The organism is Paraburkholderia elongata (genome assembly GCF_013177735.1).
In the GTDB taxonomy this organism is placed as follows: domain Bacteria; phylum Pseudomonadota; class Gammaproteobacteria; order Burkholderiales; family Burkholderiaceae; genus Paraburkholderia; species Paraburkholderia elongata.
In genome coordinates this window covers 134,978-154,978 of the sequence record NZ_WOEZ01000245.1, presented here as the reverse complement: position 1 = coordinate 154,978, position 20,001 = coordinate 134,978, and the positions used below count along the sequence as shown (strand labels likewise).

At 62.3% G+C, this 20,001-nt stretch carries 20 protein-coding genes and 2 pseudogenes; 7 read left to right on the top strand and 15 right to left on the bottom strand.

What is annotated here, in order from left to right; all coding sequences use genetic code 11:
* The first annotated feature begins 48 nt into the window (after nucleotides 1-48).
* Together GNZ13_RS42455 and GNZ13_RS42450 are read left to right on the top strand one after the other, a co-directional pair.
* The gene (locus tag GNZ13_RS42455; protein WP_172176278.1) at nucleotides 49-1,296 is read left to right on the top strand and encodes a DUF2957 domain-containing protein; all 1,248 of its coding nucleotides are present in this window, start codon (nucleotides 49-51) and stop codon (nucleotides 1,294-1,296) included.
* Between the two features lie 172 nt (nucleotides 1,297-1,468).
* Nucleotides 1,469-2,293, top strand: a complete 825-nt coding sequence (locus tag GNZ13_RS42450; protein ID WP_172176276.1) for an OmpW/AlkL family protein — start codon at nucleotides 1,469-1,471, stop codon at nucleotides 2,291-2,293.
* A gap of 281 nt (nucleotides 2,294-2,574) precedes the next feature.
* Here GNZ13_RS42450 and GNZ13_RS42445 read toward each other — a convergent pair whose 3' ends face one another.
* Nucleotides 2,575-3,210, bottom strand: coding sequence for a LysE family translocator (locus GNZ13_RS42445; protein ID WP_172176274.1), 636 nt, complete (start codon nucleotides 3,208-3,210; stop codon nucleotides 2,575-2,577).
* Between the two features lie 81 nt (nucleotides 3,211-3,291).
* A complete protein-coding gene (locus GNZ13_RS42440; RefSeq protein ID WP_172176272.1) occupies nucleotides 3,292-4,161 on the bottom strand; it encodes an NAD(P)-dependent oxidoreductase in 870 nt (289 codons plus the stop codon).
* Nucleotides 4,162-4,255: 94 nt separating this feature from the next.
* On the opposite strand from GNZ13_RS42440, the gene GNZ13_RS42435 reads away from it, so the two are divergent.
* Both GNZ13_RS42435 and GNZ13_RS42430 read left to right on the top strand, forming a co-directional pair.
* Complete coding sequence (locus GNZ13_RS42435) at nucleotides 4,256-5,011, top strand: Mut7-C RNAse domain-containing protein (protein ID WP_172176270.1); 756 nt, start codon at nucleotides 4,256-4,258, stop codon at nucleotides 5,009-5,011.
* Nucleotides 5,012-5,152: 141 nt separating this feature from the next.
* Entirely contained in the window at nucleotides 5,153-5,431 is a 279-nt protein-coding gene (locus GNZ13_RS42430) for a hypothetical protein (protein WP_120347940.1), read from the top strand.
* 155 nt (nucleotides 5,432-5,586) lie between these two features.
* Here the strand turns inward: GNZ13_RS42430 and GNZ13_RS42425 are convergent, their stop codons facing one another.
* From GNZ13_RS42425 to GNZ13_RS42415, 3 genes and pseudogenes are all read right to left on the bottom strand, one after another.
* Nucleotides 5,587-5,799 carry a hypothetical protein gene (locus GNZ13_RS42425; RefSeq protein WP_063497561.1) on the bottom strand — a complete coding sequence of 71 codons (213 nt, stop codon included), beginning with the start codon at nucleotides 5,797-5,799 and terminating at the stop codon, nucleotides 5,587-5,589.
* Nucleotides 5,800-6,025: 226 nt separating this feature from the next.
* Nucleotides 6,026-6,778, bottom strand: coding sequence for an IclR family transcriptional regulator domain-containing protein (locus GNZ13_RS42420; protein WP_172176316.1), 753 nt, complete (start codon nucleotides 6,776-6,778; stop codon nucleotides 6,026-6,028).
* A gap of 183 nt (nucleotides 6,779-6,961) precedes the next feature.
* Nucleotides 6,962-7,540 (bottom strand): annotated as a pseudogene (locus GNZ13_RS42415) (MipA/OmpV family protein); the annotation flags it as partial.
* Nucleotides 7,541-7,993: 453 nt separating this feature from the next.
* Here GNZ13_RS42415 and GNZ13_RS42410 point away from each other — a divergent pair.
* Nucleotides 7,994-8,929: a DMT family transporter gene (locus tag GNZ13_RS42410; protein ID WP_172176268.1), complete on the top strand. Its 936-nt coding sequence runs from the start codon at nucleotides 7,994-7,996 to the stop codon at nucleotides 8,927-8,929.
* A 30-nt stretch (nucleotides 8,930-8,959) separates the two neighbouring features.
* Here GNZ13_RS42410 and GNZ13_RS42405 read toward each other — a convergent pair whose 3' ends face one another.
* The 5 genes and pseudogenes from GNZ13_RS42405 to GNZ13_RS42385 form a co-directional block, all read right to left on the bottom strand.
* Entirely contained in the window at nucleotides 8,960-9,211 is a 252-nt protein-coding gene (locus GNZ13_RS42405; protein WP_172176266.1) for a hypothetical protein, read from the bottom strand.
* Between the two features lie 793 nt (nucleotides 9,212-10,004).
* Nucleotides 10,005-10,691, bottom strand: coding sequence for a DUF2242 domain-containing protein (locus tag GNZ13_RS42400; protein ID WP_172176264.1), 687 nt, complete (start codon nucleotides 10,689-10,691; stop codon nucleotides 10,005-10,007).
* A 179-nt stretch (nucleotides 10,692-10,870) separates the two neighbouring features.
* Nucleotides 10,871-11,530, bottom strand: a complete 660-nt coding sequence (locus tag GNZ13_RS42395) for a lytic transglycosylase domain-containing protein (protein ID WP_172176262.1) — start codon at nucleotides 11,528-11,530, stop codon at nucleotides 10,871-10,873.
* A gap of 113 nt (nucleotides 11,531-11,643) precedes the next feature.
* Nucleotides 11,644-11,972: pseudogene (locus tag GNZ13_RS54485) on the bottom strand (c-type cytochrome); the annotation flags it as partial.
* 32 nt (nucleotides 11,973-12,004) lie between these two features.
* Entirely contained in the window at nucleotides 12,005-12,988 is a 984-nt protein-coding gene (locus GNZ13_RS42385; RefSeq protein ID WP_236002421.1) for a helix-turn-helix transcriptional regulator, read from the bottom strand.
* Between the two features lie 102 nt (nucleotides 12,989-13,090).
* On the opposite strand from GNZ13_RS42385, the gene GNZ13_RS42380 reads away from it, so the two are divergent.
* The gene (locus tag GNZ13_RS42380) at nucleotides 13,091-13,741 is read left to right on the top strand and encodes a glutathione S-transferase family protein (RefSeq protein ID WP_172176260.1); all 651 of its coding nucleotides are present in this window, start codon (nucleotides 13,091-13,093) and stop codon (nucleotides 13,739-13,741) included.
* Between the two features lie 188 nt (nucleotides 13,742-13,929).
* Nucleotides 13,930-14,190 carry a DUF6723 family protein gene (locus GNZ13_RS42375; protein ID WP_172176258.1) on the top strand — a complete coding sequence of 87 codons (261 nt, stop codon included), beginning with the start codon at nucleotides 13,930-13,932 and terminating at the stop codon, nucleotides 14,188-14,190.
* Between the two features lie 115 nt (nucleotides 14,191-14,305).
* Here the strand turns inward: GNZ13_RS42375 and glmS are convergent, their stop codons facing one another.
* The 5 genes from glmS to GNZ13_RS42350 form a co-directional block, all read right to left on the bottom strand.
* Nucleotides 14,306-16,123: a glutamine--fructose-6-phosphate transaminase (isomerizing) gene (gene glmS, locus GNZ13_RS42370; protein ID WP_172176256.1), complete on the bottom strand. Its 1,818-nt coding sequence runs from the start codon at nucleotides 16,121-16,123 to the stop codon at nucleotides 14,306-14,308.
* 60 nt (nucleotides 16,124-16,183) lie between these two features.
* Nucleotides 16,184-17,545 carry a bifunctional UDP-N-acetylglucosamine diphosphorylase/glucosamine-1-phosphate N-acetyltransferase GlmU gene (glmU, locus tag GNZ13_RS42365; protein ID WP_172176254.1) on the bottom strand — a complete coding sequence of 454 codons (1,362 nt, stop codon included), beginning with the start codon at nucleotides 17,543-17,545 and terminating at the stop codon, nucleotides 16,184-16,186.
* A gap of 133 nt (nucleotides 17,546-17,678) precedes the next feature.
* Nucleotides 17,679-18,677: a tRNA 2-thiocytidine(32) synthetase TtcA gene (ttcA, locus tag GNZ13_RS42360; RefSeq protein ID WP_172176252.1), complete on the bottom strand. Its 999-nt coding sequence runs from the start codon at nucleotides 18,675-18,677 to the stop codon at nucleotides 17,679-17,681.
* A 3-nt stretch (nucleotides 18,678-18,680) separates the two neighbouring features.
* A complete protein-coding gene (locus GNZ13_RS42355) occupies nucleotides 18,681-19,076 on the bottom strand; it encodes a dihydroneopterin aldolase (RefSeq protein WP_063497570.1) in 396 nt (131 codons plus the stop codon).
* Nucleotides 19,077-19,173: 97 nt separating this feature from the next.
* A complete protein-coding gene (locus tag GNZ13_RS42350) occupies nucleotides 19,174-19,992 on the bottom strand; it encodes an SDR family oxidoreductase (protein ID WP_172176250.1) in 819 nt (272 codons plus the stop codon).
* Nucleotides 19,993-20,001 lie beyond the last annotated feature (9 nt).

The following is a 20,001-nucleotide window of genomic DNA, read 5'->3' as shown; positions in this document are numbered from 1 at the left end:
GCTGGACTGGGAGCCGGCCACACACAACGAGAAAATTCTGGAGGCGGTATGAAATGGAGAATCCTTTCGGTGCTCGCGCTTGCAGCACCGTTGCTGGGGGCGTGCGGTGGTGGCGGCGGCAATGGCGATGGACCGGTGACGGAAGTTCGCTTGTGCCCTTCGTCGCTCGACTACGGCACGGTGTTCACGGGTGGCGGCGGTGACGGCGAACTGGTCAAGCTGCAGATGGACACGACCAAGATGACCTGGCAAATCAGCTACATCGAGTCGCCAATCCCGGCGACCACCGGCACCGTCGCGCCGACGCGCGCCGGCCAGAGCGCAAGCGGCACGCTGACCCAGGAAACCCTGCTGCCGACCAACAAGCTCAATCAGTGCGCCTTCCGCCTGAACGGCGCGAGCCTGGACCCGAATCGTCCGGCGCGGATTTTTGTCGGCGAAGGCGTGGCCGGCGGCACGATTCCGGGCGCGGAAATCTCTTTCGCCGGGATTCTCGGCGTGGGCGCAGTGCCCGACACCAAGTTCCCGTACTACCCGTTCATCGGTTTCTCGTCGATTGAAACGAACGTCGCGAACGTGGCCGGCACCTACAACCAGCTCGGCTATCACCAGGTTCCGTCGCAGAACTTCGCGCCGGTCGCGGTCAATTCGAAGGTCACGATCAACGCGGACGGCACATGGACCGAGTGCGACAACTCTGGCGTCAACGCGGGCAAGTGCCAGCAGCCGGGCACGAACTTCGTACAGTCGTCCGACGGCAGCGGCGCGTTCGAAACCGACAAGTTCCTGGGCCAGGCCAAACCGACGCTCGCCACGACGCCCAAGGCTCGCGGCTACATGATCGTCGGCAAGCTGCGCAACCAGTTGGTGCCTATCCTGGTGCGAACCGGCGCGGCGAACTCGTCGGTGACAACGCCGGTGAATGGCGAACTCGGCCCGTATGCGGACGATGAATCCGGCATCTCGATTCTGGCGCCGCAAAGCTCGATCGCGGTGAACTCGCAAAACGGTGAGTACATCGGCGTGGATAGCCAGTTCGACTATCGCACCACCGCGCTCGAAGGCACGCAGGCCACGCTGCTCGATCCGTTCAATGCATCGCAGGCATCGCTCGCGACGGCGCTGAATCTGGACTTCACACAGACCGTGCCGGGTGTGGTGACGACGACGCAAGTGGGCGCCTCGACGGGCACCACGCCGACCGGAAAGATGATCTTCACAGGTGGCGTGTTCGGCTACCTCGATCTGACCAACGCGGCCTCGCCGTACTTCACGATCGGCGCCTTCGTCCAGTAATGGACGCAGCACGCGCCGCCGAGACGCAAAGAGGCGTTCGCGTCCCGGCTGCTGCGCACAGCAATAGCGCGGCAGCCGGCGTTCACAGAGTATCCAGCGCACAGGCCGGGCAGCCGACCCGCCGCCGCTCGCCGCGCGCGATGAACGCAACGCGCGCCTCAGGAGGAACAACATGAAAAAAATCTATTTCGCGATATTGGCCATCTGCCTGTCGGCCAGTGCGCACGCGCAACACGCGGGCGACAACGTCGCCGTGCTCGGCTGGTTCCACGTCATGCCGCAGGATTCGAGCACGCCGCTGACCACCAACGTCGCCCCAACCCCGATCAATACACCGCTGCGTCTGCCGAGCTCGTTCACGTCTGCCGGCACGGGGTTGTCGACCAGTACTGCCAATACCGTCGGCCTCGTATTCAGCCACTACCTCACCGATCACATCGTCGTGTCGACAGTGGCGGGCGTACCGCCGGTTTTCAAGCTCTACGGGCACGGCACCGTCAAGCCACCGGGACCGGCGGGCGCGCTCGGTCAGCAGGATCTGGGCGATCCGCAGGCTAATCCGATCGTGAAGAGCGTGCGCCAGTGGAGCCCAGCGCTGCTGTTCCAGTACTACTTCAATGCGCCCACCGCGAAGTTCCGGCCGTTCGTGGGCATCGGCGTGTCATATAACTGGTTCTCCGACGTTCAGCTGAGCCAGAACTTCATAACATCGACGCAGAACAATCTCGGCGCGGTGCTGGCAGCGGGTGCGGGCAAACCGGGGCAAACGCAGGTGTCAGCGAAGGCGTCGTCGTCCTGGCAACCGGTGTTCAATGCGGGTCTCGCGTACAACATCACCGACCACTGGGGTCTCGTGGCATCGGTCACGTACATTCCGCTGAAGACCACCTCGTCGGTCATCATCAAGGCGGCAGACGGCACGGAATTGGGTGTGTCGAAGGCGGAGTTGAGCGCAGATCCGATCATTTCGTTCCTGGCCGTCTCATACAAGTTCTGAGTTCGGCGCAGACACGACGAAGCCGGCGGCCCCGTGGAGGGGGCCAGCCGGCTTTGTCTTTTCTGGAGAACGCTGAAAATTCAGGGCAAAAAAAGCCCGCCTAAGTGGGCGGGCTGAATCCATATCAGAGGAGACATGGAGGAGACAAGACGAACTATAGCAAATGATTTGGTGCGTCGCAACATACAAATTAGGGTTGACCCTCAGCGTTGTATTACCGCAACAGGCCCAACAACGCTTTGCAAGCGGTGTTGACTGCCACGCGCGAGCCAGCCGTTCGCCTAATGGCGCACTAGCGCCATCATCGCGCCGAAGCCGACGAACACGCCACCCGTCAGACGATTGAACATCCTGGCGACGCTGCGGCTCTTCAACCGGGCACCAATCCGCGTGCCGAAACCGGCGTACACCAAGTACCAGCTCACCTCGATGACCGCAAAAGTAGCGACGAGCACGCCGAACTGCGGCAGCTTGGGCTGCGCCGCGTCGATAAATTGGGGCAGCAGCGCTGCGGCGAACAGGATGGCTTTCGGATTGCTGCCCGCCACCAGGAAGCCATTGCGAAACAGCGCGAAGCGCGAACGTGTGGGCCTGGCGGACAGTTCGTCGACCGCGCCGGCAGCGCCTTCGTCAGCCGGCGCCCGCCACGCCTTGATGCCCAGATAGACGAGGTACGCCGCACCGATCATCCGCAGTGCGTTGAACATCGCCGGCCACGCCTCGAGAAACACGCCGAGGCCCGCCGCCGACACCGCCAGCATCAACACCAGCGCCGACAGGCAGCCGGCCATGGTCGCGCTGGAACGGCGCAGGCCGTGCTGGGCGCCGTGCGTCATCACCAGCAGCATGTTCGGACCGGGAATTGCGGAAACGACGAAAACAGTGGCGGCGAACAGCCACCAGGTATGCAGACTCATTGGGATCGGCCCAGAAAAGGATCGGGCGACTATTATGCCCGCCCGCACCTTTAAGCGCGCTGAGCGGGCACCCGCGCCCGCTCAGCGCCCTGCCCGCCGCGCCGCCACCTGCCCCAGCACCGCGAAGTCTTTCTCGCCGTCGCCATGCGCCACGGCTTCGATCAGGCTGTCGCGCACCACGCTCGCGATCGGCAACGGCGTCGTGACCGCATCGGCGGCCGCCAGCGCAAGACGCAAGTCCTTCAATCCGAGGCGCGCCTTGAACAGCGCCGGCTCGTAGCGCTGCTCTGCGATCATCTTGCCGTAGCCCGAATAGACCGGTCCAGGGAACAGGCCGCTCGTGATGACGTCGAGGAAATCCTGCATCGCGAGGCCGTGGCCGGTCACGAGCGTGGCGGCCTCGCCGAGCGTCTCGACAGCCGCGCCCAGCATGAAGTTGGCCGCGAGTTTCATCACGTTCGCCTGCTGCGGCAGCGAACCGATGCGCCAGGTCTTCTGGCCAATGGCGTCGAAAATCGGCTGCACGCGGTCGATCGACTCGGCCGGCCCGCCCGCCACGATCGTCAGCTTGCCCGCCGCCGCGACGTCGGGCCGCCCCATCACCGGTGCGGCGACGTAATGGACACCGCGCGAGGCGTGCGCCGTCGCCAGTTCTTCGGCCAGCGCCACCGAGATCGTCGCCATATTCACGTGGATCAAGCCGCGCGGGGCGTGTTCCAGCAGCGACGCGGTGACGACTTCACGCAGCGCGGTATCGTCGGCGAGCATCGAGAACACGGCGTCGCCAGCAAACGCTTCAGCCGGCGTCGCGACGATCCGCGCACCTGCGTCGGCGAGCGGCTGCGCGCGCTCCGGCGAGCGGTTCCACACGCGCACCTGATGCCCGGCTTTCAAAATGTTTGCAACCATCGCGGCGCCCATCTCGCCGAGACCGATAAAACCGATGTCCATCTGTCGCTCCGTCTTCTAAAGAACTGGAAGTAAAGCACACCCATGCGACACGTGCAGGACAGCGCGCAATTAAACACGGTGCGATACTGATGCGATGGTGACCGCGACATTCCGCTTCTATGAGGAGCTGAACGATTTTCTCGCCCGGCCCCTGCGCCGGCGCGCGTTCAGTTACGCCTGCGCGCATGGCGCCACCGCGAAACATATGATCGAAGTGCTCGGCGTGCCGCATACCGAGGTCGAACTGATTCTGGTGAACGGTGAGTCGGTCGGTTTCAATCATCCGTTATCCGACGGCGATCGCATCGCCGTTTATCCGAAGTTTGAAGCGCTCGACATCCAGCCGCTATTGCGCGTGCGCGAACATCCGCTGCGCGTGGTGCGCTTCATTGCCGATGCGCATCTGGGCGGTCTCGCCCCGCTGCTACGGCTCGCCGGCTTCGATACGCTCTACGACAACCACTATCCCGACGCCGATATCGAAGCGCTCGCCGCAGCACAACAGCGCATCGTACTGACGCGCGACCGTGAGCTATTGAAACGCCGCACCATCACACATGGCTGCTACATACGCACGCTGCGGCCGCGCGAGCAATTGCGCGAAGTGTTTGAAAGGCTCGATCTGGCCGGCAGCGCGCAGCCGTTCCGCTTGTGTCTGATGTGCAATGCGCCGCTGCGGCGTATCGCCAAAAATGAAGTCGGCGACCGGGCGCCGGATGGCGTGCTGGAACGGCATAACCAGTTCGTCACTTGCGACGTCTGCCGGCGCGTGTTCTGGGAAGGCACTCACTGGCAACGAATGCGCGCGCTGATGGACAGCGTGGCCGGCGCGCCGGAACGGCCCGCTTGAACACCGCTCGATGGCTCGAACCCCGCGTGGCCTGAGCATCGCTCCCACGCCGCTTGAGTGCGGAATCGCCGCCGCTCGCTCGGCGGGCGCGCGGCGCGATGCGTACAATGCGGGATTACTTATCTGGCAGAGGCCTTCCGTATGGCGATGAAAAAGACCGACCTTGAAAAGAACAAGGCACTCAAGCTGAACAACGCAATGAAACTGTCGACCGCCGACCGCTTCGGCAAAGCCGCTGCTGCCGACCCGAAGCTCGATCGTCGTGAACAGCGCAAGCTCGACCAGGCGCAGGGGCTCGTCGCGTTCGCCTGCAAGCTGAATGGCGACCTGGTCACAGAACTGAAAGAACGGGCCGCGACACATCCGGAAGGCATGACCGGACTGCTGAACGAGGTCATCAAGCGCGGCCTCGCGGGCTAAATCGCCCCCCAAAACCGCTGCCCAATACAAAAAGGCCAGAGCAGAAGCTCTGGCCTTTTTGCTGGCGACGTTTAACCGGCACTGCGCTGCACTCGCCGACTAGCGGCGCGCGGAAGAGAACCGGCAGGGTTCGCCCAGCGAAACCGAGCGTGAGCTTAGTTTTGCGTGCCCTTGTCGTTCGTGCCGGCTGCCGAAGCTGCTGCAGCGACCGGTGCGCGCTTGCCGTGCGTCTTCAGCTTCTTGATGTGGTGCTTCTTCGGCGCGCTAGCAGCAGCTTCCGGCGCTGCTGCGTCCGATGCCTGTGCGAAAGCTTGAACGGAGACCAGCGCGATCGATGCGGCTGCGAGCGAGACGATAACTTTTTTCATGTGTTGTTCCCCAAACCTGGACGACTGAGTCAATGTGAATGAAATAGCTGCACGGTGAAGCAGACAGGGCTTGAGGCGCCTTACCGCTCCCCGCGGGAGAGTATTACGCAGTGTAGGCGGTTTGTCATGCCCAAAACTCGATATGTATTTTCCGGGAGACAGCTTGCTTTCGGCACGCTTTCGCTCGCTAAGCAGCCCGTATTAGGGAGATTACCTAGTCCCGCTTTTAGACCAGGTTTCGCAGCAAACTGGCGGTTTCCTGGAGGGTCGGCAGCACCCGATGCAGCGCGGCATTCGCCGACTCCTGGCCGATCGGCATGCTCACGCTGATCGCCGCCACCACCGAGCCATGCCGGTCACGCAACGGCACCGCGACACCGCGCATGCCCAGCTCCAGTTGCTGATCGGTGACGACATAACCATCGCGGCGGATTTCGCCTAGCACTTCACGCAAGCGCTCGATGGTCGAATACGTATGCGGCGTGAATACCTTGATCTCATAGGACGCCAGCCACTGCTCGATACTTTCCGGCGCCTGGAAGGCCAGCAGGACCAAACCCGCGGACGACAACGGCGCGCTCGCCCGCGAGCCCAGCACGAAACCGACCGCCATCGCCCGGTTCACGCCGTTGCGCGCGACATAGACCACGTCGTGTTCGTCGAGAATCGCGACCAGCGCGGTCTCCTGCAAGGTTGCGGTGATGCGCTGAAGAAACGGCTGCACGGTGCGCGGCAAGCGCGCTGAATCCAGATACGACTGACCGAGCCGCAATACGCGCGGCGCGAGCCAGAACAGCTTGCCGTCGGTATCCACATAGCCGAGTTCGCGCAGCGTCAGCAGATAGCGGCGCGCCGCCGTGCGCGAGAGCCCGGCGCGGGCGGCCACCATGGTCGGCGTCATGCGCGCGTGCTCTTCGTCGAATGCTTCGATGATCGCCAGCGCCTTTGCGGCGCCGGCGATCCAGTCTTTCTCGTCCATTGCGTCTGCCTGAAAGTCAGTCGGCCCGGTGAGCCAGTGATGTCTTGAATTGTCTGCCCGCTGCGCGATTATCGCGCGAGTCGCTCGCCGCGAGTTGCTCACCGTCAAACTGGCTGAAGGCCTATTTGAAGTCCCAGCGCATCTGCTCAGCGATCCCCACCCCTCGCGAGGTCCGTGCACCGACCAACGCGGCGAAAACATGTACGTCCAGGCGGCCGACACCTTCGCGCTGTCGAAACCGCCTTTCACCGCATACGGCTGAAAACGGCTCGCGGCCGCCTGCGCATCGGTAACGCCGAAAAAGGTCTGCGTGTAGCGGCCGCTGCCGGCATGCACGCTGCCCGTGATGCTGACGTCGTTGTCGACGGATTGCAGCACCGGCACGGTCAGATCGACGTGCCCGCTCGTGCCGTGACTCGTGTTGGTAACAGGCTGATCCAGCGTGATGCTGATGGTCGACGGACCGAACAGATGCGCGCCGACCTGCACGGACACCATCACCGAACCGGGAATCCGACCCATGCCCTTCAGGTAGTCGGAGCCCGGCAAATCGGCACGATTGCGGTCGGTCCGGCCGAAGTCATAGCTGAGCGCCGCCGACGCGAACAGGCCATTGGCGAAGGTGTGCTTGTAACCGAGGCCGTCGGTCGGGCTCAGAAAGATGCCGTTGCTGAACTCGGCGGCGATCAGCGGAGCGACAAACGGACGGTAATCGCGGCTGCCCTGATAGCGCGGCGCCACGCCGCCGGCCAGCGAGAACATATAGAAATTCTCGGCGTAGGCCATCGACGAGCAGGTCAGGCCAAACAGCGGAATACACAGATAAGAGAGGCGTTTGCGCACGATCAGGACTTTTTATTTGGGACGGAAGCCGCAGTCTAGGGACGCCGCCTCGCCACGTCTGTCCTGAAGTTGGGGGAATGTGTGCGCAATTGTGTTCAAGTGTTCGCGAATGTTCGCGACGTATCCGGCACGCGTGCGCGCGGATAGAATCGGCGCCTGATAGTGGAGACCGATATGAACGAAGCCCCCCTCAAAACCAGCGTGCTGCTGATCGAGGACGACGATCGCCTCGCTGACGCTTTTGGTTAGCACAGCCGGTTTGCCGGTTTGCCGGTTGCCTGCGCCGGTGAAGGGCTCCGCGCCGCAAGACGCCGTGCATCATGGTTAAGCCGTGAGCTCCTTGTTAGAACAACCGAATTCGAAAAACTGCCTTTGAAACCTGACACACGCCAACACCTGCGCGCCAATCTGCTGATGCTGATCGCGGCCATCATCTGGGGCTCCGCATTCGTCGCGCAACGCTTGAGCCTCGATGCGATCGGACCATTTCTGTTTACCGGGCTGCGTTTCCTGCTCGGCGCGCTAGTCGTACTGACCATGATCGTCTGCGTGCGGCGCTCCGCGCTTGCGGAATTGTCGAAGCGCGAACCCGGCGGCGCACGCGAACTGCTCAGTGCCGGTGTGCTGCTCGGCGTCGTGTTGTCCGCGTCGATTTCGTTGCAGCAGATCGGCCTGCAATACACGAAGGTGGCCAACGCCGGCTTCATCAGTTCGTTGTATGTGGTGATCGTGCCGCTGCTCGGCGTGCTGTTTCGTCATCGAACGGGATTCGGCACGTGGCTCGGTGCGACGCTCGCTGCGCTCGGCATGTACTTTCTGAGCGTCAACGAGCACTTCTCGATCCTGTACGGCGACTGGTATCAGCTTGCCGGCGCGGTGGTGATTTCCGTACAGATGATGCTGGTCGGCCGCTTCGCGCTGCGGCACGACACACTCATGCTGGCGCTCGTGCAGTTCGTGACTTGCGGGCTCGCCTGTCTGGTCGTCGGCCTCGTGATCGAGCCGGTCAGTCTTGCAGTGATCGAGCGTGCCGCGCCGACGATTCTGTACGGCGGTGCGCTGTCGGTGGGCATCGCTTATACGATTCAGGTGGTTGCGCAAAAGTACGCGGCGCCCTCGCACGCCGCGGTGATCTTCAGTATGGAAGGCGTGTTCGCCGCGCTCGCCGGGTGGCTCGTGCTCGGCGAAACACTGTCGGCGCGCGCGCTATTCGGATGCGCGCTCATGCTCACCGGTTTGATCGTGTGCCAGGTGATGCCCGTCAGGCGACGCGAAAGCGAACCTGATCGCTTGCCTCACGAAGCGTGAGGACTTGACCAGTCGCCCGCGCGTCCGCCGTTAAGCGGCACGCGGCTGGGTGAACATCTTGGGTGTATCAGCGGTGGGTGGGAACACACACCAGCAGCCGTCGTCGTGACGAAAGAAAAAGAGACTGCGCGATCCGGCTTCGAGAAAAGTCTCCACGCGCACATAACGCCTGCCGCCCAGGCGGGTGCGGCTGAATTCGGTAACGTGAACCGGAACGGAAGGCCCCGGCGCCAGCCATTTCTCGACCAGAAAACGCAGCGAACGTTCGCTTGCGGCTCTCATGATCCGCTCCGGGCCGGCTTGTCGTGACTCGCCTCGCGTGCGGCTTCGTTGTTTTCGTCGCTGTCGCTGCCATCGTCATCATGCTCGGACGATGCGAGGGATATGGCCCGGTTAGTGGCCGCCGCCCGCAGCGTAGTGCAGTGGCTGGCATGTCTGATATCCGAGAGAAGACGGACTAGCTGTCGTGCTGTTCTGCGTTTCATTGCACCCCCCCGCACTGCACCAATAACCTCATAAAACACTTTAACTTTATGCCTGGATAGGGCGTTGCTGAAATGGTTTTGACTAAATAGCAACAGTTGCGCTTGCAAAAAACGTAGACGCAATCTTTGTACCTTCCAGCTTCAATGTGCACGTCCGGGGGGACTCGGTCTGTGCGGTGGCGAGCGGATGGCATCGACGAAAAACCTGATCCGCGACCCGGTGACATATGGCCGGATGCGCAAGTTATCCACAATTGCCTATGAATAACTTCGGGATAGCGCATCGGACAGCCTGTGTGCGAAATCTTGATAAGACGCGACGCGAGGCAAGCTCCGTCAAAGTTATCCCAGCTTTGTAGTTTTTCTACAGAAGTGTTCCGCAGGGTTATGGTTTTCGCATGACATTGATGTGACGGGGAATTTGAGAGTTATCCACAGAAGGGGTTAACCCTTGTTAACTATTACTACATATATATACGTATGAAGTAAAAGACATAGGATAAGTACCGCTGCGTGATGAGAACAAAGGCGAGATCACAGGCTGATCAGGTCTTGGTCAGCCTGTGATCGCGCAAGCATCGGCAGACGCTTCACGGCGCTATGCTGGCTCCGCTTGCCGGTTGCACCGAAGCAGCCTTGTCGATTGCGTCAGGCATCTCGGGACAAGGCGCCGGAATCGGCGCTTGGACCGGCACCGGCAACATGCGCGTCTCGATGCGGCTGTTCGCGACCGGCTGCGTGCGCACCACTGTTTGCAAATAGTGATCGACGAGGCCGAAGAAGCGATCGTAGAACTTGCCCGACGGAATGGTCTCACTCGAAATCTTGACCATCGCGTCGCTGTTCGAGCGGATCGGCAACGACAGCGAACCCAGCACGCTTAGCCCGACGCTCGCCGACGTATCGCTTTTCTTCAGCGCAAAGCCGTTTTGCACCGCATTGACGTAAACGATGCTCGTATCGCTCGCCTCTTCTCCCGGCGTACACACCACATGAAACTCGACAACGATGTGCGTATCGCCGGTCGGCTGGAAGTTTTTCGTTCCGTCGACTGTATCGGTGCCCGTCATCGTCGTCAGATAGCCCTGACTCAGCAGCGCGCGGCGCGCAGCCTCGCAGGTATCCTTGGTGCTCGAGTTGAAGTTTCGTGCGTAAGGGCTCGCGCCCGTTTCGAACAATTCCTGCTGGAATTTCGGCTGCGGGGCGCTGCTGCAAGCGGCAAGTGTCAGCAAGCCGAGAAGCGAAGCGGCAGTGGCTTTGGAAAACGAGGTGAACATGGTCGATCGGAAGAGGCGCGGCGTGAGCTCGAATGGGAATGCATTGTAGAGCGGTTGCCAGGTGTGCGTAAAAAGCGCGTAGCACGTGTCCCGCACCGGCTTACACACGACGTGACGACTCAATCCGCGGCTTCAGTGCGGGAGCACGACAAAGGGGAAAAATAAGAGGAAGCTGCCGCTCAGTGCGGCGTTGCAGACGATGCGCTTTGCCGCGCCGTCGTGCCGTTCACGCCGGCTGCGTCGGTGGCATTGGTGGCATTGGTGGCCGGTATCGCAAAAACGTCGGCCCAGTTGCCAGGCACCGGACAACGGTCGGCCTCGCACATACCGGCTTGTGCGTCCGGATGCGACGCGACGTCTTGAGGCCCGGCGACGCCAGCGAAATCCTCGACGCGCAAGCTCACCTTTTTCGCGTATGCCTGCGATCCGCCGTAGCTCTTGAGCGCCGCGTTCATGTCGCCGTTTGCCGAACGCATGTAGCCGTACAGGATCGCCGAGCCCACTTCGATGTTGGTGGTCGGCTCAGTGAGGTCCTTGACGTTCCTCAGCAGCCCGCGATGAGCGCCCGGCACCACCTGCATCAACCCGGTCGCGCCGTTGGCGCCCTTGGCCTTTTCCTTGAAGCGGGATTCGATCGAGATGATCGCCAGCAGCAGTGCCGGCGGCAGTGAGTATTTCGACGCGACGGACTGCACCGCGTCGGAAATCTTTTGAGCCTTTTCCTTAGCCAAACCGAATTTCTGCGTCAGATACGCGGACATGCGGTCATTGTTTTCGTCGGCCGTTGCGGTTTGCATCAGGCCGAGCGAAAGCACGATCAGGCAAAGTAACCGGCTCATAAAGGAGGACGGGAAAGAAAGGGGATTCGCGCATTATAGCTCTGCCCCTAAAAGAGGCACCAAGGGCCAAAATTCGTCTTAGGAAAGACGGCCGGCTGGTGCGTCTGCGCCTGCTACTTCGACTGCGCTGATTTCAGCACGTAATCGTCGTTAAGCGTGGCGAGGAAAGCGGCGACGTCATCGATGTCCCGCTCCGACCACACGGGGGCGCTCGCCCGCTTTGCGCCTGAGCGGCTCGTCGCTCGTATCGACGTCACGCGCAACTCCGGATTCCGCGGCACACCGAGCGCTGGACGTTGAAGTCGGTGAAAAGCGGATGAGAGCCGTCGACACCCGATTGATCGATGTGACAGGAGGCGCAATTGCCGCCCGCCGGATTGTCGAACAGTTTTTTGCCTCTTAATTCTTAAGCCGTTAGTTGCAATTTGCCGTCGAGGTAATAGTGGGGGCAACGATCGCTGCGAACCCTCGCCCTCATTGCGCGTAGCGGCGATGCAAGGCTGCCGCCACCTCGGCGAAACGGGCGCGCAACTCGGGCGGCGCCAGCACGTCGGCCTCGGTGCCGAAGCGCAGCAGTTCCGCGCATGCCTGCCTGATCGAGCCGACCGGCAGTGTGACCGTGCGCCAGCCATCGGCCGGGTCCGGCTCGCTGATTTTTGCGGCTGAGCGTGCGAACGTCGAGGTAAAGACTTCGAGCATCTGCATGCCCCACGGCGACAGGCGCAGCGTTGCCTCGCTAGCATGCATCTCTTCGGACAGACGTTGCGTGCTGTCTTGCCAGTAAGCCGCCAGATCGAAGGCGGGGGGCCGCTCGAAAGTCTCGTCCAGCGGGCACAATTCGAGAATGCGCGAAATGCGATAGGTGCGGATGTCCGTGCCGACGCGCCCAACCACGTACCAGGCTCCGCTTTTCAGCACGATGCCGAGCGGTTCGATCCGGCGGAATTTTTCAGCTTTCCAGCTCTGATAGCGAATCTGCAGCGGATGCTGTTCCCATACCGCGCTGGCAATCAACGGCAGATTCGCGGGCTGATCCGCATCGGCGAACCAGGCCGGGGCGTCGAGGTGAAAACGCGAGCGCATGCGCTCCGCGGTCGAGCGCAATTCGATCGGCAGCGCGGCAAGCAACTTGACTTGCGCGCCGGCCATCACGGCGCCGAGACCGAGTGCCTGCACCGGCCCAGGCAAGCCCGCGAGGAACAACGCCTCCGCTTCCTGCGACGACAGGCCGTTCAGACGCGTACGGTATCCGTCGAGCAGACGATAGCCGCCTTCCGCGCCCCGTTCGCTTTGGACGGGGACGCCCGCGGCGCTTAGGGCATCGATATCGCGATAAATCGTGCGCAGCGATACCGCGCATTCGTCGGCGAGCGACTGCGCGGTCACGCGTCCGCCCGCTTGCAAGGTCATCAGAATGGAAAGGAGGCGGCTGGCTCTCATCCGGACAAGTGTAGTCATACCTGACACAAACTGACAGGTATGGGCGCTTAGGATAGAGGCATCCGGCGCCAGATGGACGCTGGCTTTCCCAACGAGACGCTCACTCAGAAGGCTCCCGCCATGACCACCGACCGCACGATCACGCTGTTCCACTCGCCGCAATGCCGCTCTGTCAGCGCACTCACGCTGCTCGAGGAGCTTGGCGCCCCGTATCAGCTGAAAGTGCTGAACATGAAGGCCGGCGAGCAGCGCAAGGCGCCGTATCGCGTGATCAATCCACTCGGCAAAGTGCCGGCGATCCTTCATGGCGACGCGCTGGTCACCGAACAGGTCGCCATCTTTATCTATCTGGCCGACCTTTTCCCCGAAGCGGGTCTCGCACCGGCGCTCGACGATCCGTCGCGCGGGCCGTATCTGCGCTGGTTGGTCTACTACGCGGCATGCTACGAACCGGCGCTGGTCGACAAGGCGATGAAGCGCGAACCGGCACCGCTCGCCACATCGCCGTACGGCGACTTCGATTCGATGCTCGGAACATTGACGAGCCAGCTGCAGGCGTCGCCCTATTTGCTTGGGGACAAGATGTCGGCCGCGGATATCTTGTGGGGCATCGCGCTGCATTGGGGGATGATGTTCAAGCTGGTACCCGAGACGCCGGTCGTACTCGAGTATGCCCAGCGCGTCTGCTCGCGGCCGAGCTTTGTGAAGGTGAACGAGCGGGATGTTGCTCTGGCGGCCGAGCATGAGGCGGCGGTCAAAGCCGCAGGATGATGCTGGCTGCCGGGCCTGCAGTTGTGGTCCAAGACGCGGTAGGCAGGCGGCGGCTGATCGTGCATCCGCTTCAATGCGCCGGGATTTGAGACAATGAGGGCCGCCGGTGAATATCTTCCCGGGACAACCGGGCGTGCCCTGGCCTTTCCGGCAGGTGCCGGCCCATCGAACAAGCGATGTTTTCAGGTATGAGCAAGACCGTATTCATTCCCAGCGTCCCCGCGACGTCGGAGGAAGACTTTGAAGTGTCGGCCACGTCGAAACTGGCCGGCTACCGACGTTTTTTCGGCGTGTTGAAAGTGGTTCGAACCACGGACGGCCGCGTGCTGTTCCCGTTCGACGGCGCGCCGGAACTCGGACCCTACGCGACCAAGCTGGAGGCCGTAGCGGCGGCGCAGGTGTACGGCGAGCACATCGTGATCAGCGACCTGGCGCGTCCGGAGCTGTAAGCGCGGGAGCGCGGGTGGCTTTGGGCTGTTCAGGTTGATCGAGGCAAAAAAAACGGCCGCCCGCAGGCGACCGTTTATTCAGCGTGACCAAGCTAGCGATAGCGGCCTATCAACCTCACTCCACCGTAACCGATTTCGCCAGGTTCCGCGGCTTATCCACATCCGTGCCTCGCGCACAAGCCGTGTGATACGCCAGCAACTGCAGCGGCACCACATGCAGAATCGGCGACAGCAAGCCGTAGTGCTCCGGCATCCGGATCACGTGCAGGCCTTCGTCATTCACGATCTTCGTATCCGCGTCCGCGAACACATAAAGCTGGCCGCCCCGCGCGCGCACTTCCTGAATATTCGACTTCAGCTTCTCCAGCAGCGCGTCATTCGGCGCCACCGTCACCACCGGCATCGCTTCAGTCACGAGCGCCAGCGGCCCGTGCTTCAGCTCGCCAGCCGGATACGCTTCCGCGTGGATATAGGAAATCTCCTTGAGCTTCAGCGCGCCCTCGAGCGCGATCGGGTAATGCAGGCCGCGCCCGAGGAACAACGCATTTTCCTTGCGCGAAAACACCTCCGACCACGCGATGATCTGCGGCTCCAGCGCCAGCACGCTATTCAACGCCGCCGGCAAGTGACGCAGCAGTTTCAGATACTCGGCTTCCTGCTCCGCGCTCACCTGCCCACGCAGCTTCCCAAGCGTCGCGGCCAGCACGAACAGCGCAACCAGTTGCGTCGTGAACGCCTTCGTCGACGCCACGCCGATCTCGCGACCCGCATGTGTCAAGAACGACAATTCCGTCTGGCGCACCATCGCGCTCGTGCCGACGTTGCAGACCGCCAGCGTATGTTTATGCCCCAGCGACTGCGCATGCTTGAGCGCCGCGAGCGTGTCGGCCGTTTCGCCCGACTGCGAGATCACCACCACCAGCGACTTCGGATTCGGCACCGACTCGCGATAGCGATACTCGCTGGCAATTTCCACCTGGGTCGGGATCTTCGCGACCGACTCGAGCCAGTACTTCGCGGTCAGCCCTGAGTAATAGCTCGTGCCGCACGCCAGAATCAGCAGGTTGTCGATGTCCGCGAACACCTTCTCCGCGCCCTCGCCGAATAGCGACGCGTCGAACGAATCGGCTTGCGGGATCGTGTCGGTAATCGCACGCGGTTGCTCGAAAATTTCCTTCTGCATGAAGTGACGATACGGGCCGAGTTCGACCGCGCCGCCGTACGCAGCGACCTGGCGCACTTCGCGTTGCGCTTCATAGCCGTCACGATCGGCGATACGCACACCCTCGAGCGACAGTTCGCAGACGTCGCCTTCCTCGAGGAAGATAAAGCGTTCGGTGCTGCCGGCAAGCGCCAGCGCATCCGAAGCGAGGAAGTTCTCACCGTTGCCGAGTCCCACCACCAACGGCGAACCTTGCCGCGCGCCGACCACCGTATGCGGCTGATTCTTATGCAGCACCGCGATCGCGTACGCGCCGTGCAATTGCGCGACGGCTTCGCGCACCGCCGCGAACAGGTCGCCGCGATACAGGCTGTGAATCAAGTGGGCAATAACCTCTGTATCGGTCTGCGAGACAAACGTGTAACCCTTACCCCGCAGCATCTCCCGCAGTGATTCGTAGTTTTCGATGATGCCGTTGTGTACCAACGCGAGCTCATCTTTCGAGAAGATCGGGTGTGCGTTGTCGGTCACCGGCGCGCCGTGCGTCGCCCAACGCGTATGCGCGATACCCGTGATGCCTTCAAGGTGGCTTTCGTGCACCTGCTCGTCCAGATCGGCAACGCGCGCGACGCTGCGAGCGCGACGCGGCCCGCTGTCGCCGAGCACGGCCACGCCGCATGAGTCGTAGCCGCGATACTCGAGGCGACGCAGTCCTTCGATCAGGACGGGAACGATATTACGTTGCGCAACCGCGCCGACAATGCCACACATGGCTTATTCCTTTTCAGTGCTGGGTTTCAGGGAGCGCGCTCCGCGCGCGCGTCACGCCCATCAACTTTTCTTCTTGACCGGGCGTACATAGCCCGGCTTGCTTGTTTGAGTCTTATCGTTCAGGACCAGCATGTCTTCTTCGACATCCTTCCAGACCGTTGTGCCCGCCGCGATCGTCACGCCGCGCTTCACACGCACAGGCGCCACGAGTTGCGTGTCGGAGCCGACAAACACGTCGTCTTCGATGACCGTACGGAATTTGTTCGCGCCGTCGTAGTTGCAGGTGATGGTACCCGCGCCGATATTCACGCGCGCGCCGATATCCGCGTCGCCGATATACGTGAGATGGTTCGCCTTTGAGCCATGACCGAGCACCGCGTTTTTCACTTCGACGAAGTTGCCGACGTGCGACTCGTCCTGCAATGACGCGCCCGGACGCAGCCGCGCATAGGGGCCGAGCACGACGTTCGCCCCGACTTCGGCGCCTTCGATGTGCGTGAACGCATCGATGCGCGTGCCGGCGCCGATCGTCGCATTGCGGATCACACAGTTCGGCCCGACGGTCACGTTGTCAGCCAAGGTAACGCGGCCTTCGAACACGCAGTTCACGTCGATCGAAACGTCGCGGCCGCATTCGAGCGTGCCGCGCACGTCGAGGCGAGCCGGGTCGGCAAGCGTCACGCCCGCAACCAGCAGCGCTTCCGCGACATCGTGCTGATAGATCCGTTCGAGTTCGGCAAGCTGCTGCTTGCTATTCACGCCGAGCGTTTCCCATTCTTCGTCAGGCTGGGTGGTGACAACTTCAAGTCCCGCCTCGATCGCCATCTCGACTGCATCGGTCAGGTAAAACTCGCCTTGCGCATTGTCGTTTTTCAACGCCGCGAGCCAGCCGCCAAGGCGCTCGGTCGGCGCGACGATGATGCCGGTGTTGATCTCGGTGATCTTGAGTTGCTCGGGCGTTGCGTCTTTCTGTTCGACGATGCGCGACACCCTGCCGTGCTGATCGCGCACGATGCGGCCGTAGCCGCTGGGGTTGTCGAGCGTGACGGTGAGCACGCCGTAGCCGCCCTCGCCCGCGCGATCGGTCAGCGCCTGCAGCGTGCTGGCGCGCGTGAGCGGCACATCGCCGTACAGCACCAGCGTGGGTTCGGACGGATCGAGCAACGGCAGCGCCTGCTGCACCGCGTGGCCGGTGCCGAGTTGCTGTTCCTGCGCGGCGAACTGGACGTCCGGCGCCGCTACCGCTTGACGCACGGCTTCGGCGCCATGACCGACCACCACGACCAGACGCGTGGGCTTGAGCGCGCGTGCGGTGTCGATGACATGAGCGAGGAGCGGCCGGCCAGCCAGGGGATGGAGCACCTTGGGAAGCGCGGACCGCATGCGCTTACCGGTGCCTGCCGCCAAAATCACAATGTTCATGGCGTCGGCAATCAGACGAGTTTCGAGCCGACGATTCTATCATGCAGCCCATAACGACAAAGGCCGCTCGCGCGGCCTTATTACCCTGCGGAATCGCCCGGAAACCTTTGATTTCCGGGCACTTCACGGCTTGTCACATATCGTCGAACTGGACGATCGAGATCGGTTTCGATCCGTTGAGCAGCACGCCCTCGCCGGCATCGGTCGAACACGGCTCTTCGTCGAAGGCGATATCGCCTTGCGGATCGGCCTCGCCGCTTGCACACAGGCCGGCGAACGGGAACAGGTTGTGATCCATCAGATGCGACGGCACGATGTTCGACAACGCATTGAACATGTTCTCGATGCGGCCCGGGAAGCGCTTCTCCCAATCGCGGATCAGCGCCTTCATTTCAGCGCGTTTCAGGTTCGGCTGACTGCCGCACAGGTTGCACGGAATGATCGGGAATTCGCGCAGCTCCGCGTACTTTTCCAGATCGGTTTCCTTCACGTAGGCCAGCGGGCGGATCACGATGTTCTTGCCGTCGTCCGATTGCAGCTTGGGCGGCATGCCCTTCAGCTTGCCGCCGTAGAACATGTTCAGCAGCAGCGTTTGCAGGATGTCATCTCGATGATGGCCGAGCGCGATCTTGGTCGCACCGAGCTCGCCCGCCACGCGATACAGAATACCGCGACGCAAGCGCGAGCACAGCGAGCAGGTGGTCTTGCCCTCCGGCACCAGCCGCTTGACGATGCTGTACGTATCCTGGTTTTCGATGTGAAACGGAATGTCGAGCTGCTTCAGGTATTCGGGCAGCACGTGCTCCGGAAAACCCGGCTGCTTCTGGTCGAGATTCACCGCCACGATGTCGAAGTTGATCGGCGCGCGTTCGCGCAACCGCATCAGGATTTCGAGCATCGCGTAGCTATCCTTGCCGCCCGACAGGCAGACCATCACCTTGTCGCCTTCCTCGATCATGTTGAAGTCGCCGATCGCCTCGCCGACCTGGCGCGCAAGCCGCTTGAACAGCTTGTTGTTCTCGTAGGCTTCTTTCTGCTCGCGGCGCGTGAGCGGCGCTTTGCCCGCAGGAGCGTGCGCGGCCTGAGCCGCCTCAGCGGCCGCGCCGTCGTTCAGGATTTCCTGAGCATTCATGGCTCAATCCTCTTTAATACGAAAGACTTCGACGCCCACCGCGTCGCAGTCGGGATAAACGTCCGGCTTTTCGGTCGACACGCACACAGCGCGCACCTGCGGATGATCGAGCAGTGCCTTGACGAGGTCGTCGCAGAGGGTTTCCTGCAGGTGAATATGGCCTTGTTCGACGCGGCGCGCGATGGTCGAGCGCATGAAATCGTAATCGACGACTTCGTTCAATTTGTCCTGAACCGGCGTGGACAGCGCGAGCGGCACGAACAGTTCGACGTTGATCACGACGCGCTGTTCGCCGCGCTTTTCGAAGTCGTGCACACCGATGTTGATGTGCACTTCGTAATTGCGCAGAAAGAGCCGGCGGCAATCGGCGAGCCGGGGATGCGAAAGAGCGGCAAACATGTTCGTTCCAGTCGAAAAAAGCGTGCGGGGCACGCAAAGGGGCGCTTCAACGCGCGAACGGCCGCCAACTTTAGCCGGCAACCAGCACGCGCGCGGTTCAGGCGCCCGTCAAAAACATTACGTCGCGCGGCAGCGGCACAAGGTGCTGCCCGCCGTCGACCACCAGCGTCGTTCCGGTGACGCCCGCTGCATCGGCGAGATACAACGCGGCGGCGACAATATCCTCCGGCCGCGACGCGCGGCCCAAAGGCGTAGTACGGTGAGCGGCTTCAAAACTTTCCGGCGTTTGATCGCCGGATTGCATCGTCAGACCGGGGGCGAGCCCGACCACGCGCACTTTCGGCGCCAACGCCTGCGCCAGTGCAACCGTCGCTGCCTGCAACGCTGCTTTCGACAGCGTGTACGACAGGTAGTCCGGATTCATGTTGTACAGCTTCTGGTCCAGCACGTTGATGACCACGCCGCGCTGGCTTTCGTCGGTGCGCGCGGCTTCCGGCGTGGCTTCGAACAGCATACGCGCCAGCACGAGCGGCGCGCCGAGATTCATCGCGGTCAGCTTCAGCAGGAGGTCGTAACCGACGTTAAGCGCCGTGTCTTCTTCGAAGCGCGACGCGTTGTTGACGATACACGACGGGCGGCCCAGCGCGGCCATACAGGCGGGCAAAAGCTGCTCCACTTGGGCTTCATCGCCCAATTCCGCGTGCAAAGCCACCGCCCGGCGGCCCAAGGCGACGATTTCCGCGACCACTTCGTCAGCCGCCTCCCGCGACGCGCCGTAATGGACCGCCACGTCCCAGCCACGCGCGGCGAAGCCGAGCGCGAGCGAGCGCCCGATGCGGCGGGCGGCGCCGGTAATCAGCACGATGCGCGGCATTTCGGGCGCGCGAGCGATGGCGGTGTCCAGAGAGGCGGTCATTTACAATGC